This is a genomic window from Streptomyces sp. NBC_01498 (assembly GCF_036327775.1).
Lineage (GTDB): Bacteria > Actinomycetota > Actinomycetes > Streptomycetales > Streptomycetaceae > Streptomyces.
In genome coordinates this window covers 5,527,994-5,545,322 of sequence record NZ_CP109598.1, presented here as the reverse complement: position 1 = coordinate 5,545,322, position 17,329 = coordinate 5,527,994, and the positions used below count along the sequence as shown (strand labels likewise).

General features: G+C 74.0%; 16 protein-coding genes. 4 read left to right on the top strand and 12 right to left on the bottom strand.

The window, feature by feature from the left end:
- Positions 1 to 58: 58 nt before the first annotated feature.
- From OG875_RS23650 to OG875_RS23635, 4 genes are all read right to left on the bottom strand, one after another.
- The gene (locus OG875_RS23650) at positions 59 to 703 is read right to left on the bottom strand and encodes a response regulator transcription factor (RefSeq protein WP_330177877.1); all 645 of its coding nucleotides are present in this window, start codon (positions 701 to 703) and stop codon (positions 59 to 61) included.
- Between the two features lie 155 nt (positions 704 to 858).
- The gene (gene macS / locus OG875_RS23645) at positions 859 to 2,094 is read right to left on the bottom strand and encodes a MacS family sensor histidine kinase (protein WP_330176231.1); all 1,236 of its coding nucleotides are present in this window, start codon (positions 2,092 to 2,094) and stop codon (positions 859 to 861) included.
- Positions 2,095 to 2,244: 150 nt separating this feature from the next.
- Complete coding sequence (locus OG875_RS23640) at positions 2,245 to 3,045, bottom strand: lysophospholipid acyltransferase family protein (protein ID WP_330176230.1); 801 nt, start codon at positions 3,043 to 3,045, stop codon at positions 2,245 to 2,247.
- 32 nt (positions 3,046 to 3,077) lie between these two features.
- Positions 3,078 to 3,260: a hypothetical protein gene (locus OG875_RS23635; protein ID WP_330177971.1), complete on the bottom strand. Its 183-nt coding sequence runs from the start codon at positions 3,258 to 3,260 to the stop codon at positions 3,078 to 3,080.
- Between OG875_RS23635 and OG875_RS23630 the strand changes: the two genes are divergently transcribed.
- Positions 3,192 to 3,971, top strand: coding sequence for an alpha/beta hydrolase (locus OG875_RS23630; protein WP_330176229.1), 780 nt, complete (start codon positions 3,192 to 3,194; stop codon positions 3,969 to 3,971). The genes OG875_RS23635 and OG875_RS23630 overlap by 69 nt on opposite strands.
- The gene (locus OG875_RS23625; RefSeq protein ID WP_330176228.1) at positions 3,964 to 4,677 is read left to right on the top strand and encodes a hypothetical protein; all 714 of its coding nucleotides are present in this window, start codon (positions 3,964 to 3,966) and stop codon (positions 4,675 to 4,677) included. The genes OG875_RS23630 and OG875_RS23625 overlap by 8 nt, the downstream gene beginning before the upstream one ends.
- A 157-nt stretch (positions 4,678 to 4,834) precedes the next feature.
- On the opposite strand, the gene OG875_RS23620 is transcribed toward OG875_RS23625, so the two are convergent.
- The 6 genes from OG875_RS23620 to OG875_RS23595 all read right to left on the bottom strand — a co-directional run bounded on the left by OG875_RS23620 (position 4,835) and on the right by OG875_RS23595 (position 10,223).
- Positions 4,835 to 5,620 carry an endonuclease/exonuclease/phosphatase family protein gene (locus tag OG875_RS23620; protein WP_330176227.1) on the bottom strand — a complete coding sequence of 262 codons (786 nt, stop codon included), beginning with the start codon at positions 5,618 to 5,620 and terminating at the stop codon, positions 4,835 to 4,837.
- 213 nt (positions 5,621 to 5,833) lie between these two features.
- Positions 5,834 to 6,775: an ROK family glucokinase gene (locus OG875_RS23615; RefSeq protein ID WP_330176226.1), complete on the bottom strand. Its 942-nt coding sequence runs from the start codon at positions 6,773 to 6,775 to the stop codon at positions 5,834 to 5,836.
- 66 nt (positions 6,776 to 6,841) lie between these two features.
- The gene (locus OG875_RS23610) at positions 6,842 to 7,402 is read right to left on the bottom strand and encodes a DUF5304 domain-containing protein (protein WP_330176225.1); all 561 of its coding nucleotides are present in this window, start codon (positions 7,400 to 7,402) and stop codon (positions 6,842 to 6,844) included.
- Positions 7,403 to 7,488: 86 nt separating this feature from the next.
- Positions 7,489 to 8,724: an ArsA family ATPase gene (locus OG875_RS23605; protein WP_330176224.1), complete on the bottom strand. Its 1,236-nt coding sequence runs from the start codon at positions 8,722 to 8,724 to the stop codon at positions 7,489 to 7,491.
- Positions 8,724 to 9,209, bottom strand: coding sequence for an SRPBCC family protein (locus OG875_RS23600; protein WP_330176223.1), 486 nt, complete (start codon positions 9,207 to 9,209; stop codon positions 8,724 to 8,726). Before OG875_RS23600 ends, OG875_RS23605 begins: the two co-directional genes overlap by 1 nt.
- A 99-nt stretch (positions 9,210 to 9,308) precedes the next feature.
- Positions 9,309 to 10,223, bottom strand: coding sequence for a metallophosphoesterase family protein (locus tag OG875_RS23595; RefSeq protein WP_330176222.1), 915 nt, complete (start codon positions 10,221 to 10,223; stop codon positions 9,309 to 9,311).
- A gap of 279 nt (positions 10,224 to 10,502) precedes the next feature.
- On the opposite strand from OG875_RS23595, the gene OG875_RS23590 reads away from it, so the two are divergent.
- Positions 10,503 to 12,311, top strand: a complete 1,809-nt coding sequence (locus tag OG875_RS23590; protein WP_330176221.1) for an AMP-dependent synthetase/ligase — start codon at positions 10,503 to 10,505, stop codon at positions 12,309 to 12,311.
- A gap of 718 nt (positions 12,312 to 13,029) precedes the next feature.
- On the opposite strand, the gene OG875_RS23585 is transcribed toward OG875_RS23590, so the two are convergent.
- The gene (locus tag OG875_RS23585; protein ID WP_330176220.1) at positions 13,030 to 14,184 is read right to left on the bottom strand and encodes a glycosyltransferase family 4 protein; all 1,155 of its coding nucleotides are present in this window, start codon (positions 14,182 to 14,184) and stop codon (positions 13,030 to 13,032) included.
- A 109-nt stretch (positions 14,185 to 14,293) separates the two neighbouring features.
- Here OG875_RS23585 and OG875_RS23580 point away from each other — a divergent pair, with 109 nt between their 5' ends.
- The gene (locus OG875_RS23580; protein ID WP_330176219.1) at positions 14,294 to 15,610 is read left to right on the top strand and encodes a glycosyltransferase family 87 protein; all 1,317 of its coding nucleotides are present in this window, start codon (positions 14,294 to 14,296) and stop codon (positions 15,608 to 15,610) included.
- A 106-nt stretch (positions 15,611 to 15,716) separates the two neighbouring features.
- Here OG875_RS23580 and OG875_RS23575 read toward each other — a convergent pair whose 3' ends face one another.
- Complete coding sequence (locus tag OG875_RS23575; RefSeq protein WP_443079181.1) at positions 15,717 to 16,985, bottom strand: hypothetical protein; 1,269 nt, start codon at positions 16,983 to 16,985, stop codon at positions 15,717 to 15,719.
- Positions 16,986 to 17,329: the final 344 nt, after the last annotated feature.

Here is a 17,329-nt window from a genome sequence, read left to right as displayed (position 1 = left end):
TTTCCGTAGCACCAGGGGTCGGCGGGAGGCGGTTGCCGGGCGGGCCGGAAGGGGCGGGTCAGATGTCGTCGAGGCCGCGCTCGATCGCGTACCGCACCAGTTCCACCCGGTTGTGCAGCTGGAGCTTGCCGAGGGTGTTCTGCACGTGGTTCTGCACGGTGCGGTGCGAGATGACCAGGCGTTCGGCGATCTGCTTGTACGAGAGCCCCTTGGCGACCAGGCGCAGCACCTCCGTCTCGCGCTCGGTCAGCTCCGGTGCCTTGGGCTTGTCGGACGCGGCGGGGGCGGGCTCGGAGGCGAGCCTGCGGTACTCGCCGAGGACCAGGCCCGCGAGGCCGGGGGTGAAGACGGGGTCGCCGGCGGCGGTGCGCCGTACGGCGTCGGTCAGTTCGGCGGTGCTGGCCGACTTCAGCAGATAACCGGTGGCGCCGGACTTCACCGCTTCGAGTACGTCGGCGTGCTCGCCGCTCGCCGAGAGGACCAGGACCCGCAGGCCGGGCCGGGCGCCGACGAGTTCCTTGCAGACCTGGACGCCGGGCATGCCGGGGAGGTTCAGGTCGAGGACGAGGACGTCGGGGGTGGTGGCCGTGGCCCGGCGTACCGCCTGAGGGCCGTCGCCGGCCGTCGCCACGACGTCGAAACCGGCCTCGGTGAGGTCGCGGGCCACGGCGTCGCGCCACATGGGGTGGTCGTCCACGACCATCACACGTGTCGCGCCCGCCGCCCCGGCGCCCCGCCGCTCGTCGTCCGCCGGGAGGCCGCCCGGCCGGCCCGTGTCCGTCGGCCCGCTCGTGTCGGGCCGGCCCGTGTCCGTCGCCATGCTCGTGTCCGTCCGCGCGCCGCTGTCCGTCTGTTCGCTCATCGCTCCGCCTTCCCCCGTGGAACCGTCAACTCGACCTCCGTGCCCTGGCCGGGGACCGAGATCAGCTCGGCCGTGCCGCCCAGCTCCCACAGCCGCCCCCGGATCGACAGGGCGACACCGAGCCGCCCCTCCCCCTCGGCCTGCGCGAGCCGGCCCTCGGGAATGCCGGGGCCGTCGTCCCTGACCGTCACGATCACCTCGTGCGGCGCGTCCTCGACCAGGATCCAGGCGCGCGCGCCGTCCCCGGCGTGCGCCCGGACATTGTCCAGCGCGGCGCGGACGGCCGCGGTCAGCTCCCGGGCGGCGGCCGGCCGCAGCGTGACGGGGGCGCCCGGCTCGGAGAGCGTCACCGCCGGGCCGGAGAGCGGCGCCAGCAGCGTCCGCAGATCGCACCACCCGGCCTCGTCGCCGTCGTCGTCGCCGTCCCGGGTGCCGCCGTCCGCCCGGACCACCGCCCCCCGCGCGCTGTCCTCGGACACGCGCGCGGTCGGCACGAGACCGCTGGAAACCAGGGTCCGCAGGGCGATCTCCTGCTCCCCGGCCATCCGGCCCAGCTCCGCCGCCTCGCCGCCGAGGGCGGTGCCGCGCCGCTGCACCATCGCCAGGACCTGGAGGACGCTGTCGTGGATGTCGCGGGCCAGGCGCTCGCGTTCACGGGTCGCCGCCTCGATCTCCAGGGCGCGCGCCAGGGTGCGTTCGGAGGCGCGGGCGACCTCCACGATGTAGCCGATGGCGATGGACGCCACCCACACCAGCAGCACGTTGTGCAGGGTGTCCCGGCTGGGCGTGCCGCGCCCGATCAGGTTGGCGACGGCGACCAGGGAGGACGCGAAGGCCGCCCAGCGCCAGCCGCCCTTGACGGCGAAGGCGAGGACCGAGCCGGCGGTCCATATGCTCGGCAGGGTGGGGCCGTCCACGAAGCGGGCCTGGGTGTCGACCACCGGGGTGAGCAGGATGCCGACGAGCGCCACGGTGAGGTCGACGCCGAGGAAGCGCTTGGTGCAGCTGGTGGCGTTCGCGACCTTGGGCAGGGTGGCGACGGTCCAGACGACGAGGACGGCGAGGAAAGCGGCGGCGACCCAGGGGCGTTCGAACTTGTCGCGCCCGAAGGCGAAGATCAGGACGGCGTAGACCATGGTCAGCACGCGGTACGCGGTGAGCGCGCGCCACAGCGGCTGCTCGACCGACATCCGTACGACCCGCACCCGTGGCGCCCGTTCGCGTCCGGCCATCTGTCCCACCCCCGTACGGGCCCGGTCGGCCCGCCTTCCCGGTGTTGCCCGGGTCTCCCGTGTCTCTGGTGATTCCGGTGATTCGCGCGATTCCGGTTCTGCCGTGGTCCCCGCGATTCGCGGGTTCCTCGTCCCGCCCGACCGCTCCGCCTACTCCGGTGTCCCGGCCCCGGCCCCGGCCTCGTCCTGCTTGCCCGCCGGCCCGGCCGTTCCGTCCTTCGCCGCCGTCGCCGCCTTCTCGTCCTTGGCCGCCTTCTCGGCTTTCGCCTCGTCGGCGATCCTGCGCTTGGCCGCCGTGGCGTAGATGTCGACGTACTCCTGACCGGACAGCTTCATGATCTCGTACATGACCTCGTCGGTCAGCGACCGCAGGATGAACCGGTCGCCCTCCATGCCCTGGTAGCGGCTGAAGTCCAGCGGCTTGCCGATCCTGATCCCCGGCCGCATCAGCTTCGGCACCACCGTGCCGGGCGGCTGGATCTTCTCGGTGTCGATCATGGCGACCGGGATCACGGGCGCGCCGGTGGCGAGCGCCACGCGCGCGAGGCCGCCGGGCTTGCCCCGGTACAGCCTGCCGTCGGGCGAGCGGGTGCCCTCGGGGTAGATGCCGAAGAGCTCGCCGCTCTCCAGGACCGCTATGCCGCTCTTGATGGCCGCCTCGCCCGCGCCCCGCGCGCCGGAGCGGTCGACCGGCAGCTGGCCGACGCCCTTGAAGAACGCCGCCGTGAGGCGCCCCTTCACACCGGGCGAGGTGAAGTACTCCGCCTTGGCGATGAAGGTGACCTTGCGGTCCAGGACCGCGGGGAGGAAGAAGGAGTCCGAGAACGAGAGATGATTGCTCGCGAGGATCGCGGGCCCTTCCTCGGGAATGTTCTCGATGCCCTCGACCCAGGGCCGGAACGCAAGCTTCAGCGATCCTCCGATGGAGAACTTCATCGCGCCGTAGATCAACTCGGGTGCCTCCTGTGTGCTGTCGACCGACCTTAACCCGCGCCGGACACGCGGGTTCCGTCCACGGACCGCCGACGGCTCTGGTCGGTGTCGGTCCGGTCGCGTACGGTGAAGTACCACTTCGAGAACCACGAACAGGAGACCCAGTGCCGGTCCTTCCTGGAGCCGAGCCGTACCGCCACGAGGGCGGGGATGTCGGTGTGCTCCTCTGTCACGGATTCACCGGCTCCCCGCAGTCGCTGCGCCCCTGGGCCGAGTATCTGGCCGCCCGGGACCTCACGGTGTCGCTGCCGCTGCTCCCCGGGCACGGCACCCGCTGGGAGGACATGGCGGTCACCGGCTGGCAGGACTGGTACGCGGAGGTCGACCGGGCGCTGCGGGAGCTGGGCGAGCGGTGCGAGCGGGTCTTCGTGTTCGGTCTCTCCCTGGGCGGGACGCTGGCGCTGCGGCTCGCCGCGAAGCACGGGCACGCGGTGGACGGCGTCGCCGTCGTCAACCCGGCCAACAAGGTGCACGGTCTGTCGGCGTACGCCCTGCCCGTCGCCCGGCATCTCGTGCGGACGACGAAGGGGCTGCGCAGCGACATCGCGCTGGAGGGCAGCGAGGAGGTCGGTTACGACCGGGTCCCGCTGCACAGCGCGCACTCCTTGCGGAACTTCTTCCGGCTGGTGGACGGGGAGTTGCCCCAGGTCACCCAGCCGCTGCTGCTCATGCGCAGTCCGCGTGACCATGTCGTGCCGCCCGCCGACGCGGCGAGAATCCTGGGCCGGGTCTCCTCGACCGACATCCGGGAGGTCATCCTGGAACAGAGCTACCACGTGGCGACGTTGGACCACGATGCGGAGCGGATTTTCCAGGAGAGTCACGCGTTCATCGGCCGACTCGCTCCGAACGTCGGGAAGAAGGGGAGCACTACCGGTGGCTGAGCAAGACGCGAACCGCGAACCGCAGCCGATCGACGAGGACGCCGCCTGGGCGGCGATCGTCGCGGGTTACGGCGAGGAGCCGGCCGACCCGCCGGGTGCCAAGCCCTTCAAGTCGGTCGAGGATCTGGCGCTCCTGGAGAGCGACCGGAACGGCACCGAGCCCGCGCCGCAGAAGGACAAGGGCGGCGCCAAGACCACGGACCTGGGGCCGGTGAACAGGTCGGAGCCCGTACCGGGGCACGGCCGGAACACCTCCGACGCCGAGTCCGCCCCGGCTCCGGACCGGACCCCCGGGCCGGAGCAGACACCGGGACCCGAGCAGGCGCGGGAGCCGGACGCCGAGCCCGACAAGCCGTCGCTGGGCGGTTCGATCGTCTTCGCGCCCGGCGTGGGTGGCGGCGGCCCCCGGGACTACGCGGTGGCGGAGGCGAGCGACGACGACCTGGACGAGGGTGACGAGGGCCACTTCGTGCCGCCGGAGCCCCCGCCGCTGCCGGAGGCGGACGTCACCGCGAAGTTCGCGTGGCTCGCGGTGATCGGCGGTCCGGTGCTGATGCTTCTCGCCGTGCTGTTGCAGTGGGACATGACCTGGTGGCTCACGACGGTCTGCATCGGCGGCTTCCTGGGCGGTTTCGTCACGCTGGTGGCGCGGATGCAGCACGACGACGACGAACAGGACGATCCCGGCCGGGGCGCGGTGGTCTGACCTTCCGTCGGGTCCTTCCGCGGGAGTACCCGTCCCGCGGAGGGACCCGACGGAGCGTCCGGGCCGTCCGCTCCGGTGGCGCGGCTCAACCCCCTTGTCTGCCGCGTCCGATCCGGTGACGGTTCAACCCCCGTGCGCGCCTTGGGCGGTGAGGGGGTCAGGACGCGGGCACCCGGAGGGCGGCCAGTACCGGAAGGTGGTCGGTGGCCGCCCGCAGATCGTCCTCCTCGATGCCCGGCAGCCCCAACGGCACGCCGCAGCCGAGGACTTCGACGCCCTCCGTGACGAAAATCGCGTCGATGCGCTGACGCGGGTCGGCGGGTGTCGAGGTGTGCTCGCCGCCCCACGGCTTGACCGCCCAGGCGTCCCTGAGTTCCCCGGCGATCCGCCGGAAGGCCCGCCCTCGGGGCCGCTCGTTGATGTCCCCGGCCACGATCGTGTGCGGCACGTCCAGCTCCCGTACGCGGTCGAGCAGCATCCCGGCCTGGGCCAGCCGCTCGTCCGCCCGGAGGCTGAGGTGGCAGCTGAGCACCCCGAGACGGGCGCCGCCGATCCGTACGACGGCCGTGGCGAAGCCCCGCCGGTGCAGACCGGGGGTGAGCGGCAGCAGTACGTCCTCCGTACGCTCCACGGTCGCGCGCAGCGAGCACAGCAGCAGCGGGCCCGCGGCCGTGCCTCCGCCGCCGAGGACGACGAGATCGGTCCGGGCGGCCAGCCACGCGGCGCGCTTGCGCCAGCGGAAGAAACGCGGCGCCTCCTGGACGAGGACCAGGTCGGGGGCGCAGGCGCGGATCACCCGGGCCAGGGCCTCGCAATCGTCGCGCATGGAGCGGATGTTGTAGCTGAGGACGCGGATCACGGCCGAACCGTCGGGCTCGGTGCGGGAGTCGGGCAGCGAAATCTTGGGGACGGGTAAACCCCGTCCACTCACCGGAGTCGTCACCGGTCCACGATAGGACAACGCCCGCCGTGCCCCGGGAGGGCGCGGCGGGCGTGATCGTCCGGGTCGGGCGGGCGCGGCAGTTCGCGTCCGCCCGACGTGATCGTGCGTGTTCGAGTGCGTGATCGTCCGGGTCCGGCGGACCGATCGTCCGCGTTCGACGGGTGCCGCCGTCCGGGTCCGGTGGATTCGTCCGGTGGACCCGGACGGGTGGGCTCAGCCCTGGCGGGCCAGGTCCGCGGCGCCCACCAGCCCGGCCTTGCCGCCCAGTTGGGCGGCGAGGACCTGCGCGTGCGGGCGCCATTCGCCGCCGATCAGCCAGCGGCGGAAGGACCGGCGGATCGGGTCGAGGACCAGTTCGCCCTCGTCCGAGACACCGCCGCCGACGATGAACGCCGACGGGTCGAAGAGCGAGGCCAGGTCGGCCAGGCCCGCGCCCGCCCAACGGGCCAGCTCCCGGAAGGAGTCGACGGCCACCGGGTCGCCCTCACGGGCGGCGGCGCTGATGTGCTTGCCCTCGATGCCGTCGGGAGTGCCGTCACCGAGGCGCAGCAGGATCTCCGCGTTCTCGGGGGTGGCGTTGGCGCGTTGCTTCGCGTACCTCACGAGGGCGCGCCCCGACGCGTACTGCTCCCAGCAGCCCTGGCTGCCGCAGCCGCACAGCAACCCGTCGGGTACGACCCGGATATGGCCGAATTCCGCCGCCACGCCGAAGCGTCCGCGGCGGAGTTTGTTGCCCATGATGATGCCGCCGCCGAGGCCGGTGCCGAGCGTGATGCAGATGACGTCGTCGTGGCCCTGTCCGGCCCCGAACCTGTACTCGCCCCAGGCCGCCGCGTTGGCGTCGTTCTCCACGACGACCTGCATGCCGACCCGCTGCTCGACCTTGTCCTTGAGCGGTTCGTGGCGCCAGTCGATGTTCGGTGCGAACAGCACGGTCGCGCGCTTGTCGTCCACGTAGCCGGCGGCGCCGATGCCGACGGCCTCGATGTCGTGTCCCTTGCCGGCGCCGGACACCGCCGTGCAGATGGCGTCGATGATTCCTTCGGCCGTCGGCGGGGTGGGCACCTGGTGCGTGTCGAGGATCGCGCCCTCTTCGTCGACCACGCCCGCCGCGATCTTCGTGCCGCCGATGTCGACGCCGATGGTGAGTCCCATGTGTCCCTCAGTTTTCGGTCGAGCCCCGCTGGGCCCAACCGTACCCGAGGGCGGGCGTGTCGCTGGTCAGTCGAGGTCGATGTGGGTACCGGAGGCGGGGCCGTCGTCGCGCCCGTCGGAGGGGCCGTCGGTCTTCCCGTCCGGCTTCCCGTCGGTCTTCCGCTCCGTCCCGCCGTCGGTCTTCCGCTCCGCCGCGCCGTCCGGTTTGCCGTCCGTCCCGCCGTCCGGCTTCTTCAGCCGGATGTCCGGTGCCTCGTCCGGTCCCCGGGTCCAGCGGCGCTCGTCGCCCTCGACGGCGGAGCGGTAGGCGGCGAGCAGTTCGTTTCCGGCCGCGGCGAGGTGGTCGAAGATGCCGGGGTTGCGCTCGATGACCGGCTCGACGGCGGACCTGGCCTGGTTGATGAACTGCTGGACCGCGCCCTGGGCGGCCATGCCGAGCAGCGGGCTCTGGAGGGAGGACACCTTGTCGGCGACGGCGTCCACGAAGCGGAGCAGTTCCTCGGAGGCGGAGCCGGGCGGTGTCCCGTGGACGGAGCGGCGACGGGCCTTCTCGGCGGCCAGGTCCTCGGCGCAGGCCGTGGCCCAGGCGTCCGGGTCGGCCGCGGGACGCTCGGTGGCATCGCTCATGGGGTACTCCCGCTGGGACAGGGTGCCTCGTCCGGGGCGGAGCGGAGGCTCGTACCTTCGACGGTACCTGAACCGGGGCGGGACATTCAGGGAGTGCGCGGCCAGAGCCCCGGCTCCGGCGTGAACCGGACCTTCAGGACACCCTCGGTGAGCGCGGCGCCCGTGACGGTGCAGCGGCGCAGGGCCCCGGGGAGGGGCAGGATGCGGTGGAACGGGCCCACGGTCAGCAGGAGTTCGTCGCCCCGCCGCACCAGGCCGACGTCCGCCTTCACGGCGCCGGGCAGCGGCAGGGCCCACACCAGCAGACCGTCCTCCTCGCGCCGGTCCTCCACCCACCACGGGTCGGCGCTCACGGCCGTGCCCGGCTCCCCGGCGGGATCCGGGACGAGGTCCGGGGCGAGATCGGCGAGGTCGTGCGGCCCGCGCGGATCGCGGCCGAGATGCCGCACCGGCCGCAGCGGCCACGCGGGGCCGTACTCCGCGCCCCACTCGTCCAGACACTTCTGCTGCTGGGCGGCGAGGGTCGCGAGCCAGACGTCGGACGACTCGGTCGGCAGCACCTTGTTCGCCACGAGGGCGTCCACCCGCAGCCCGTACAGGCCGATCCCGTCACGTGCCCGGCGCAGCGCGTCCCCGGCGGCCGGGCCGGGCTCGGCGACCAGCCGTACGGTCGTGCCGGGGGCCCCGATCAGTGCCTGGACGGCGGCCAGTTCCTCGTCCCGGCGGGCGGCGGCGCCGTACAGCCAGCCCGCGGGCATCGGCACGCCGGCCAGCTGCGCCATCATCGGGCGCAGCGCCCGCGCGGCCTGCCGTTCGGCGGGCAGGAGACGCGCCAGCAGCCGGCGGAGGCGTTCGGGCAGGGCGAGCACGGAGAGGGCGTCGCGCAGCGGCGGCAGGTCCACGACGAGCGTGTCCCAGTCACCGGCCGAGGCCCGGCGCAGTGCCTGGAGCAGGGCGAACTGGTCGCTGCCGGGCAGCTCGGTCAGTTCCTCGCCGTCGAGCCGGCGGGCACCGAGCATGTCGAGGGCGGTGGCGGCGCGTTCCTGGAGGGTGAGGAACTCGGCGCGGACGTAGTCGGCGGGGTCGACGCGCGCGGCCCAGAGGCCGGGGGCGGCCTCGGCCGGTTCGACGGCGACGGGGACCGTGACGCCGAGGACGGCGCCGGGGCCCGCCGGGTCGGCCGAGAGCAGCAGCGTGCGGCCCCCGCGCCGGGCGGCGGCCAGGGCGGTCGCCGCCGCGACGGTGGTACGGCCCGCGCCGCCGGGTCCGGTGACCAGGACCGTACGCGGGAGCCCCGCCGTGCGCGCCCTGCTCGGCGGCATCAGACGGTGGGCGTCTCGGCGGCTCCGGCGGTCCCGGCGGTTCCGGGGGCGCTCTCGACGCGCTTCTTCAGACCGGCCAGGGCGCGGTCGATGATGACCTTCTCGGCCTTGCGCTTGATCATGCCGAGCATGGGGATCTTGACGTCGACGGTCAGCCGGTAGGTGACCTCGGTGCGGGCGCCGCCGGCGGCCGGGGCCAGGTGGTAGGAACCGTCGAGCGACCGCAGCATCTGGGACTTGACCAGCGTCCAGCTGACCTCGTCACCGCCGGTCCAGGTGTACGCGAGGGTGTGGTCGTCCTTGATCGCGCCCGCGTCCAGGACCAGCCTGACCTGCTCGGCGCGGCCCTGGGCGTCGGTGGAGAGCACCTGGGCCTCCTTGACCTCGCCGGTCCACTCGGGATAGCGGGCGAAGTCGGCGATCACGCCCATCACGTCGGCGGGCGCCGCCTCGATCGTGATGCTCGACTTGGTGTGTTCCGCCATCGACGTGCTCCTCCACTGGTGTCTCCCCGGTGCGACGGGGCGACGGTCACGCTTACCGGTACCGGCCGTGCAGCGTGCAGGCTATCGCGTGCGCGCCGGTCACCATTCCATGGCCCAGGGCCGTCCGGTGGACGCGAAGTGGCCGACGTTCACGCACTCCGTGGAGCCGACGCGCATCCGGGGGGCGAGCGGCTGGTGGACATGGCCGAAGAGCGCGTACCGGGGTTTCGTACGGTGGACGGCGTCCAGCAGCGCGCGGCTGCCGCGTTCGAAGCGGCGGGCGACGGTGTCGTACGTCAACTCGGGCACGTCGGGCGGGATGTGCGAGCAGAGGACGTCGACGTCGCCGAGCCGCTCGACCTTGGCCGCGTACTCCTCGTCGGAGATCTCGTAGGGGGTGCGCATGGGGGTGCGCAGGCCGCCGCCGACGAATCCGAAGACGCGCCCGCCGATCTCGACCCGCTCGCCGTCGAGGACGGTCGTGCCGGGCCCGGCGAACTCCGGCCAGAGGGCGGGGATGTCCACGTTGCCGTAGGTGGCGTAGGTCGGGGTGGGGAAGACGGCGAACAGCGCGGCGTACTGGCGGCGGACCGCCGACTCGATGGCGGTGTCGCGGTCGGTGTCCAGCCCGGCCCAGAGGCGGCGGCCGAGGTCGCGGGCCTCGTCGAAGCGGCGGGCGGTGCGCAGGGCGACGAGGCGGTCGGCGTTCTCCTCGCCGAAGAGGTCGGGGAAGATACCGCGCGAGTGGTCGGCGTAGTCGAGGAAGAGGACGAGGTCGCCGAGGCAGATCAGGGCGTCGGCGCCTTCTCCGGCGGTGGCGAGGTCGCGGGCGTTGCCGTGGACGTCGCTGACGACGTGGACGCGGGTGCGTACGGGGTCGGCGGCGCTCGTACGGGGAGCGCCGGGACCGCTCGTCGCGCCCTGCCCGCCGCCGCCGTCCCGCCCGCCGCTCGTGACGCGTCCGTCGCTCGCGTCAGGTACGTCGCTTCCGCCGCTGTTGCCGCCACCGCGCATACCGCTCACCCTAGAACGCCGCCCTTCTCCTGTGTAGAGGGGTCCGGACCTGCGGTTACTCACACGTCCGCACGCCTGTGGACTACTGTGCGCGAAGGACCGTCAAAAACGTGTGACGCGGGGAACATCTGGCCGGGGCCCTCTATCCGGAACCGAGTACCGGTGGGTAACGTCCGGGCAGTCCCGTCGTGCTCACCCCCGAGAGCACCTGCCCGATGTGGATCGCAGCCGGTTCGGCACAGTGTGGTGTCACCCGGCGCCCGACGAGGAGCAGCAGTCTTGCGCGAGTTCAGCCTTCCGGCCCTGTACGAGGTCCCCTCCGACGGCAATCTGACGGATCTCATCGGCCGCAACGCGGCTCAGCACCCCGAGGTCGCGGTCCTCGGCCGCAAGGTCGACGGGGTGTGGACGGATGTCACCGCCGTCCAGTTCCTCGCCGAGGTGCGGGCGGTGGCCAAGGGGCTGATCGCGTCCGGGATCAGACCGGGCGAGCGCGTCGCCCTGATGTCGCGCACCCGGTACGAGTGGGTGCTGTTCGACTTCGCGATCTGGAGCGCGGGGGCCGTCACCGTACCGGTGTACGAGACCAGTTCGGCCGAGCAGGTGCAGTGGATCCTCGGTGACTCGGGCAGCGTCGCCGTGATCGTGGAGACGGACGCGCACGCGGCGACGGTGCGGTCCGTCTCGGTGGGGCTGACGGGACTGCGGCACGTCTGGCAGCTCGACCGGGACGCGGAGCCGGGCTGTGTGGCGGAGCTGGTCTCGGCGGGCGCGGAGGTCCCCGAGGCGGTGGTGGACAAGCGCGGCGCCACGGCGAAGGCGGACGATCCGGCGACGATCGTCTACACGTCGGGGACCACGGGGCGGCCCAAGGGCTGTGTGCTGACGCACCGCGCGTTCTTCGCGGAGTGCGGCAACGTGGTGGAGCGGCTGAGGCCGCTGTTCCGCACGGGTGAGTGTTCGGTCCTGCTGTTCCTGCCGGCGGCGCACGTCTTCGGGCGGCTGGTCGAGGTCGCTTCCGTGATGGCGCCGATCAGACTCGGCTGCGTACCGGACATCCGGAATCTGACCGAGGAGCTGGCCGCGTTCCGGCCGACGCTGATCCTCGGGGTGCCACGGGTCTTCGAGAAGGTCTACAACTCGGCGCGCGCCAAGGCCCAGGCGGACGGCAAGGGCGCGATCTTCGACCGGGCGGCGGCGACGGCGATCGACTACAGCCGGGCGCTGGGCGGCGGGCAGCGGCCGTCGCTGGGGCTGCGTGTCCGGCACACGGTGTTCGACCTGCTCGTCTACCGCAAGCTGCGGGCGGTCCTCGGCGGGCGGGGCGAGTACGCGATCTCCGGCGGCGCGCCGCTGGGCGAACGGCTGGGTCACTTCTTCCGGGGCATCGGGTTCACGGTGCTGGAGGGGTACGGCCTGACGGAGACGTGCGCGGCGACCGCGTTCAACCCGTGGGACCGGCAGAAGATCGGCACGGTGGGGCAGCCGCTGCCGGGCTCGGTGATCCGTATCGCGGACGACGGCGAGGTGCTGCTGCACGGCGAGCACGTGTTCACGGGCTACTGGAACAACGAGGCGGCGACGGCGGAGGCGCTGGCCGACGGCTGGTTCCACACGGGTGACATCGGCACGCTGGACGAGGACGGGTATCTCGCGATCACCGGCCGCAAGAAGGAGATCCTGGTGACGGCGGGCGGCAAGAACGTGGCGCCGGCCGTGATCGAGGACCGTATCCGCGCGCACGCGCTGGTCGCGGAGTGCATGGTGGTCGGCGACGGGCGCCCGTTCGTGGGCGCGCTGGTGACGCTGGACGAGGAGTTCCTGGTCCGCTGGGCGCGGGAGCACGGCAAACCGCCGGGCTCGACGGCGGCGTCGCTGCGCGACGACCCGGAACTGCTGGCGGCGGTGCAGCAGGCGGTGGACGACGGCAACGCGGCGGTCTCGAAGGCGGAGTCGGTCCGCAAGTTCCGCGTCCTGGAGGCCCAGTTCACGGAGGACGCGGGCCACATCACCCCGTCGCTGAAGCTGAAGCGCGGCGTGGTGGCGAAGGACTTCGCGGACGAGATCGAGGCGCTGTACGGGGCGTAGCACCGGCACGGGGCGCAGCACCGGCACGGGGCGCAGCACCGGCACGGGGCGCAGCACCGGCACGGCCTGCCGTCCGGGAGGCTCCCCGCTCGGGCCTCCGGGGCGCGAGGGGCGGGCCTTCCGGGGCCGGCTGCCGACCGGTCGGGACGGGCGGCACCGGTACGGCGCGACGCGGGTGGTCGGCGTGCAGGGCAGCCCGGCCGACCGCCGCGCGCCACGGACACCCCCGCCGAGCGTTGCGCCACCCGGTAGCGGCAGGACGAAGCCCGTGACGGGCCCCGCCCGGTGGGACGGGCAGGGCGCGGCCTGGCGCAGCCGTGACCGACGCCGCCGCCGACCCGCCCGCAGAGCGGGCGCGTCACCGTCGCGGAGCGGTCGATGCCCCCGCCGAGGCGTGCGCTCGCAGCGCGCGAGGATCGGCGTGGTCGATGCCCCGTCGCCGTACGCGGCCGACTCGGCAACGCGGGGCCCGGGGAGAGCGCACGCACCGACCGCCGCGCCCGGGGCCCGTCGTGCGGATCAGGCCGGATCAGGCGAGCCCCGCCGCAGCGGCTGATGTCACGTCGGTGCGTGCGCGATCGCGGCGCCGAGGGGCGAGGCCCGGCGGATCCGTCCCGGCCGACGACAGCGAAGAGGCACCTCCCGCGCCCCCTCCGGGGCCTGGTGGACAGCGTCCGTGCCAGGGAGCACGCGCCTCGCCGCGTCCACCCGACGGGCCCTACAGCAGCTCGCGCAGTCGGGTCGCCAGGAGGTCCCAGCGCCAGCGGTCCTCGACCCACTGGCGGCCGCGGGTGCCCATCCGGCGGCGGAGTGCCGGGTCGTGGAGCAGCGTCACGACGCGGGCCGCCGTTTCGCGGGCGGCGAGGGCCGGGGGGCCGCCCGGGACCACCCAGCCCGTCTCGCCGTCCAGTACCGCGTCCGGCGCGCCGCCGGAGTCGCCCGCGACCACCGGGAGGCCCGTCGCGGACGCCTCCAGGTAGACGATGCCCAGGCCCTCCACGTCGAGGCCGCCGCGCCGGGTGCGGCACGGCATCGCGAAGACGTCGCCCGCGCCGTAGTGGGCGGGCAGTTCGGACCAGGGCACGGGGCCGGTGAAGCGTACGGAGTCGGCGACGCCCGTCTCGGCGGCCAGTTTCCGCAGGTCCCCGGCGTAGGGTCCGCCGCCGACGATCAGGAGCACCGCGTCCGGCACCTCGGCCAGGATCGCGGGCAGGGCGCGGATCAGGGTGTCCTGTCCCTTGCGCGGCACCAGCCGGGAGACACAGACGACGACGGGCCGTCCGGCGAGCCCGAGCCGTTCGCGTACCGCGTCGCCCCCGGACTCCGGGTGGAACGTCTTCTCGTCCACGCCGGGCGGCAGTTGGACCATCCGGCCGGCCGCCTCCGGGGTGAGCGCGGCGGCGATGCGGGAGCGGGTGTATTCGCCGAGGTGGGTGATCGTGTCGGTGCCCTCGCCGATCCGGCGCAACAGCTGCCGGGCGGCGGGCAGTTGTGCCCATCCCGCCTCGTGGCCGTGCGAGGTCGCGACGATCCGGCGGGCACCGGCCCGGCGCAGCGCGGGGCCCATCAGTCCGAGCGGCGCGGCGGCGCCGAACCAGACGGATTCGCAGCCGTGTTCGCGCAGCAGTCCCACCGCGCGTCGGGTGACGCGCGGGGTCGGCAGCAGCATGGTCGTGCGGTCGCGCACGACCGTGAAGGGCTGCTCGGCGTCGAAGGCGGCCGTCGCCTCCGCGCCCTCGGTGCCGCGCTTCCAGGTGGAGGCGTAGACGACGACCCGGTCGGGGTCCAGCCGCAGCGCCATGTTGTGCAGGAACGCCTGGATGCCGCCGGGCCGGGGCGGAAAGTCGTTGGTCACGATCAGGGTCTTGTGCATCGCCGCCGACAGTACCGAACGGCCCCGCCTCATCGTTCCCGCGCCCGTCCCGCCGCATGATGACCCCGCCAACGCGTACGTACATTCCGGTCATAACGGGCAGGTAGTCATGGCGATCGAGAACACGACACGCTCCCCCGCCGGGGCGGTCACGGAGGCCGGGGAGATCCGGGAGGACGCGGGCGGCCACCGGCTCGGCACGGGCGCGGCGCCGCTCGCGGTATGGCTGGTCACCAGGACGGTCCTGCTGCTCGTCGTCCTCGGTGTCCTCGTCGCACCGGGCCCCGACGTCACCCCGGACGTGTCGGTGACCTACCAGGGCTGGTACGACGTCCTGCGCTCCGGGACCTTCCCGCGCTCCGACGTCACCTGGCAGTACCCGCCCGCCGCCGCGTTCGCGATCCTCTCCCCCGCCCTGCTGCCGTTCCTCGGCTACGCCCCGGCGTTCTTCACGCTCTGTCTGCTCTGCGACGCGCTGGTCCTGGCGCTCCTGCTGCGCGCGGGACGCCGGCCGGGGCACTCCGCGCGCGGTGCCTGGGTGTGGGTGGCGGGAGTGGCGGTGCTCGGCCCGACCGGGTACGCGCGGTACGACGTGATGGTGACCGCCGTCGCCGTCTGCGCCCTCCTCGCCGGCCTGCGCAGACCCCAACTGCTCGGCGCGCTGGCCGGGTTCGGGGCGCTGCTGAAGGTGTGGCCGGTGCTGCTGCTGATCGGTACGGAGCGCGGCCGGGCCACCCGGCTCGCCTGGTCCGCCGCCGCCGCGACCGCGCTCGCCCTGCTCGCCGCCCTGTCCGCCGTCCTGCCGGGCGCGCTGGACTTCCTCACCGCGCAGCGCGACCGGGGCACGGAGGTGGAGTCGCTGGGCGCGCTGGTCTTCCATGTGGCCCGGCATCTGGGCTGGGACGGGGTGGTGATGTTCAGCTACGGCTCGGTGGAGTTCCGGGGGCCGTACGTTCCCCTGGTCAGCGCGCTCGCCCTGCTGCTCAGCGCGGTCGCCTTCGGCTGGCTGCTGGTCTGGCGGCTGAAGGCGGCCACGCTCCGGGGCGCCGACCTGGGCGACGCGGCGTTCACCGCCGTCCTGTTGTTCACCGTCACGAGCCGGGTGATCAGCCCGCAGTACATGATCTGGCTGGTGGGCCTGGCCGCCGTCTGTCTGCTGCGCCGGTCGGCCACGATGACCCGGCCCGCCGTGCTCGTGGTGGCCGCGTCGGCGGTCACGGTGCTCGAATTCCCGCTGTTCTTCTCGCATGTGACGGCCAGCGACTGGCTGGGCGTGACGCTGCTCGCCGTACGCAACGGGCTGCTGGTCGCCGCGACGCTGAGCGCGTGCCGCCGGCTCTGGCGCGCGACGGTGCCGGACCCTCGTACACCCGCGCGGGGGGACACGGCGGAACCGGTGGACCGGAAGGCGCCCGCCGGCCCCTGAGAGGCCCGCACAGGCCCGTACGAGGCCCGCGCACGCCCCGTACGGCCGTCCCGAGGAGCTACCCGGGCCGGCACCGGCGCCCACGGCCCCGCGCCGTCCCGCCCCGTCAGCGCAGGCGCTCGCGCACGTACTCCCGCCACAGCGCGTCGAACGCGTCCGGCGTCACCGACAGCACGTCGTTCATCGCGTCCTCCACGGCGCCCTCCCGCTCGTCGTGCGCCCCCACGGCCCGGTAGAAGTCCGTCAGTTCCCGCTCGCCCCAGCGGCGCGCGATCAGCTCGCAGGCGAGGCGCCCGCCCTCGTAGGCGCGGGCCAGTCCGGCCGCCCCGGCGTCGAAGGCGAAGTCGCCGTCCTGCGGCAGCGCGGCGGGCAACTCGCCCCGGTGCAGGGACCGTTCCAGCTCCGGCGCGGCCGGGCCGTGCGCGGGGCCCGCGTCCCGGTAGGCGAGCCAGTCGGAGAACCCCTCCGACAGCCACATCGGGGTGGCGTCCGAAGTGTCCGCCCGCGTCGCCACATGGGTGGTCTCGTGGGTGAGGACCACCCGGCGCCCGAAGTCGCCCAGGGTGCGGTACGCGTCGGGGTTGACGATCACCCGGTCCGCCGGTGCGGCGCCCCGCCGCCGGATCTCCCCCGTGGTGACGGCCGCGATGCCCCGGTAGCTCCCGGCCGAGGCGCCCAGCAGACCGGCCATCGACGCCTCCGACCCGGGCACCAGCACCACGACGCGCCCGGCCCAGTCGCCCGGCCAGGCGTCGTCCACGGCGGGCACCGCCCGGTCGGCGACGGCGGCGATCTCACGCAGCCGGGCGTTGTCCTGGCCGACGCCGAGGACCAGGCTCCGCCGGCCGTGGACGACGTCGACGGCGCCCTGCTGCCAGAGCTGCTGGACGCCCGCCGCACCGGGCCGGTCGGCCGTCACGTACCAGCGCCCGTCACGTTCGGCCAGTTCCAGGGTGCGGGCGGAGGTGACGGGCGACCGGTCGTAGCCCGCCATCCGGTAGCGCAGTTCGGCGTGGGCCGTCGCGCGGGGCCCGTCGCGCTCGACGTCCCGCAGCCGGTACTCCCAGGACCGCACGGGTACGTCGCCGAGATTGCGGTACGTGCGCCGCTCGGCGGCGAGCAGCTCGCGGGCCGCCGGGTCGACGGCGGCGAGATAGCCGCGCTCGTCACGGTCCAGCAGGGCGTCCGCCCGGCGATCGAGGACCCGCTGGATGGCGCCCGTGCCGGGGTCGTCCGCCGAGGGCGCGGAGCAGCCGGGGGCGACCAGGAGGCAGCCGAGCAGCAGGCTCACCGCGCGGCGGCGTGCCGCGTCGCGACGGGGCGTCGCTCCGCGATCCGCCGCACGTCCCGGAGTCGTCCGTCCCTGACCTGCCACCCCGCCGATCGTACGGGGCGTGTCACCCGGGCCGAGGCGGGGCCGCCACCGGCCCCCGTCCGGCCGGACCGGACCGGGTCCGGCAGTGCGCGTCCGGCGTCCGGCCGCGACACCCGGCACGCACGGCCGGGCGCGGCCACGCGCGGCCCGACCACGCACCACCACGATCCGCCGCCTCGCGGGCGCGCGCCCACCGCCGGAGGCCGCACCACGACGGGCGGAGGCCGCTGCTCGCCCTACACGCGTGCGACCTTACGAGATCGGCATCATGCCGACCGGGCCGAGGCGGGGCCGGACCTGGGCCGGGTCCGGCGGTGCACGTCCGGCCGGAGGCCGCACCACGA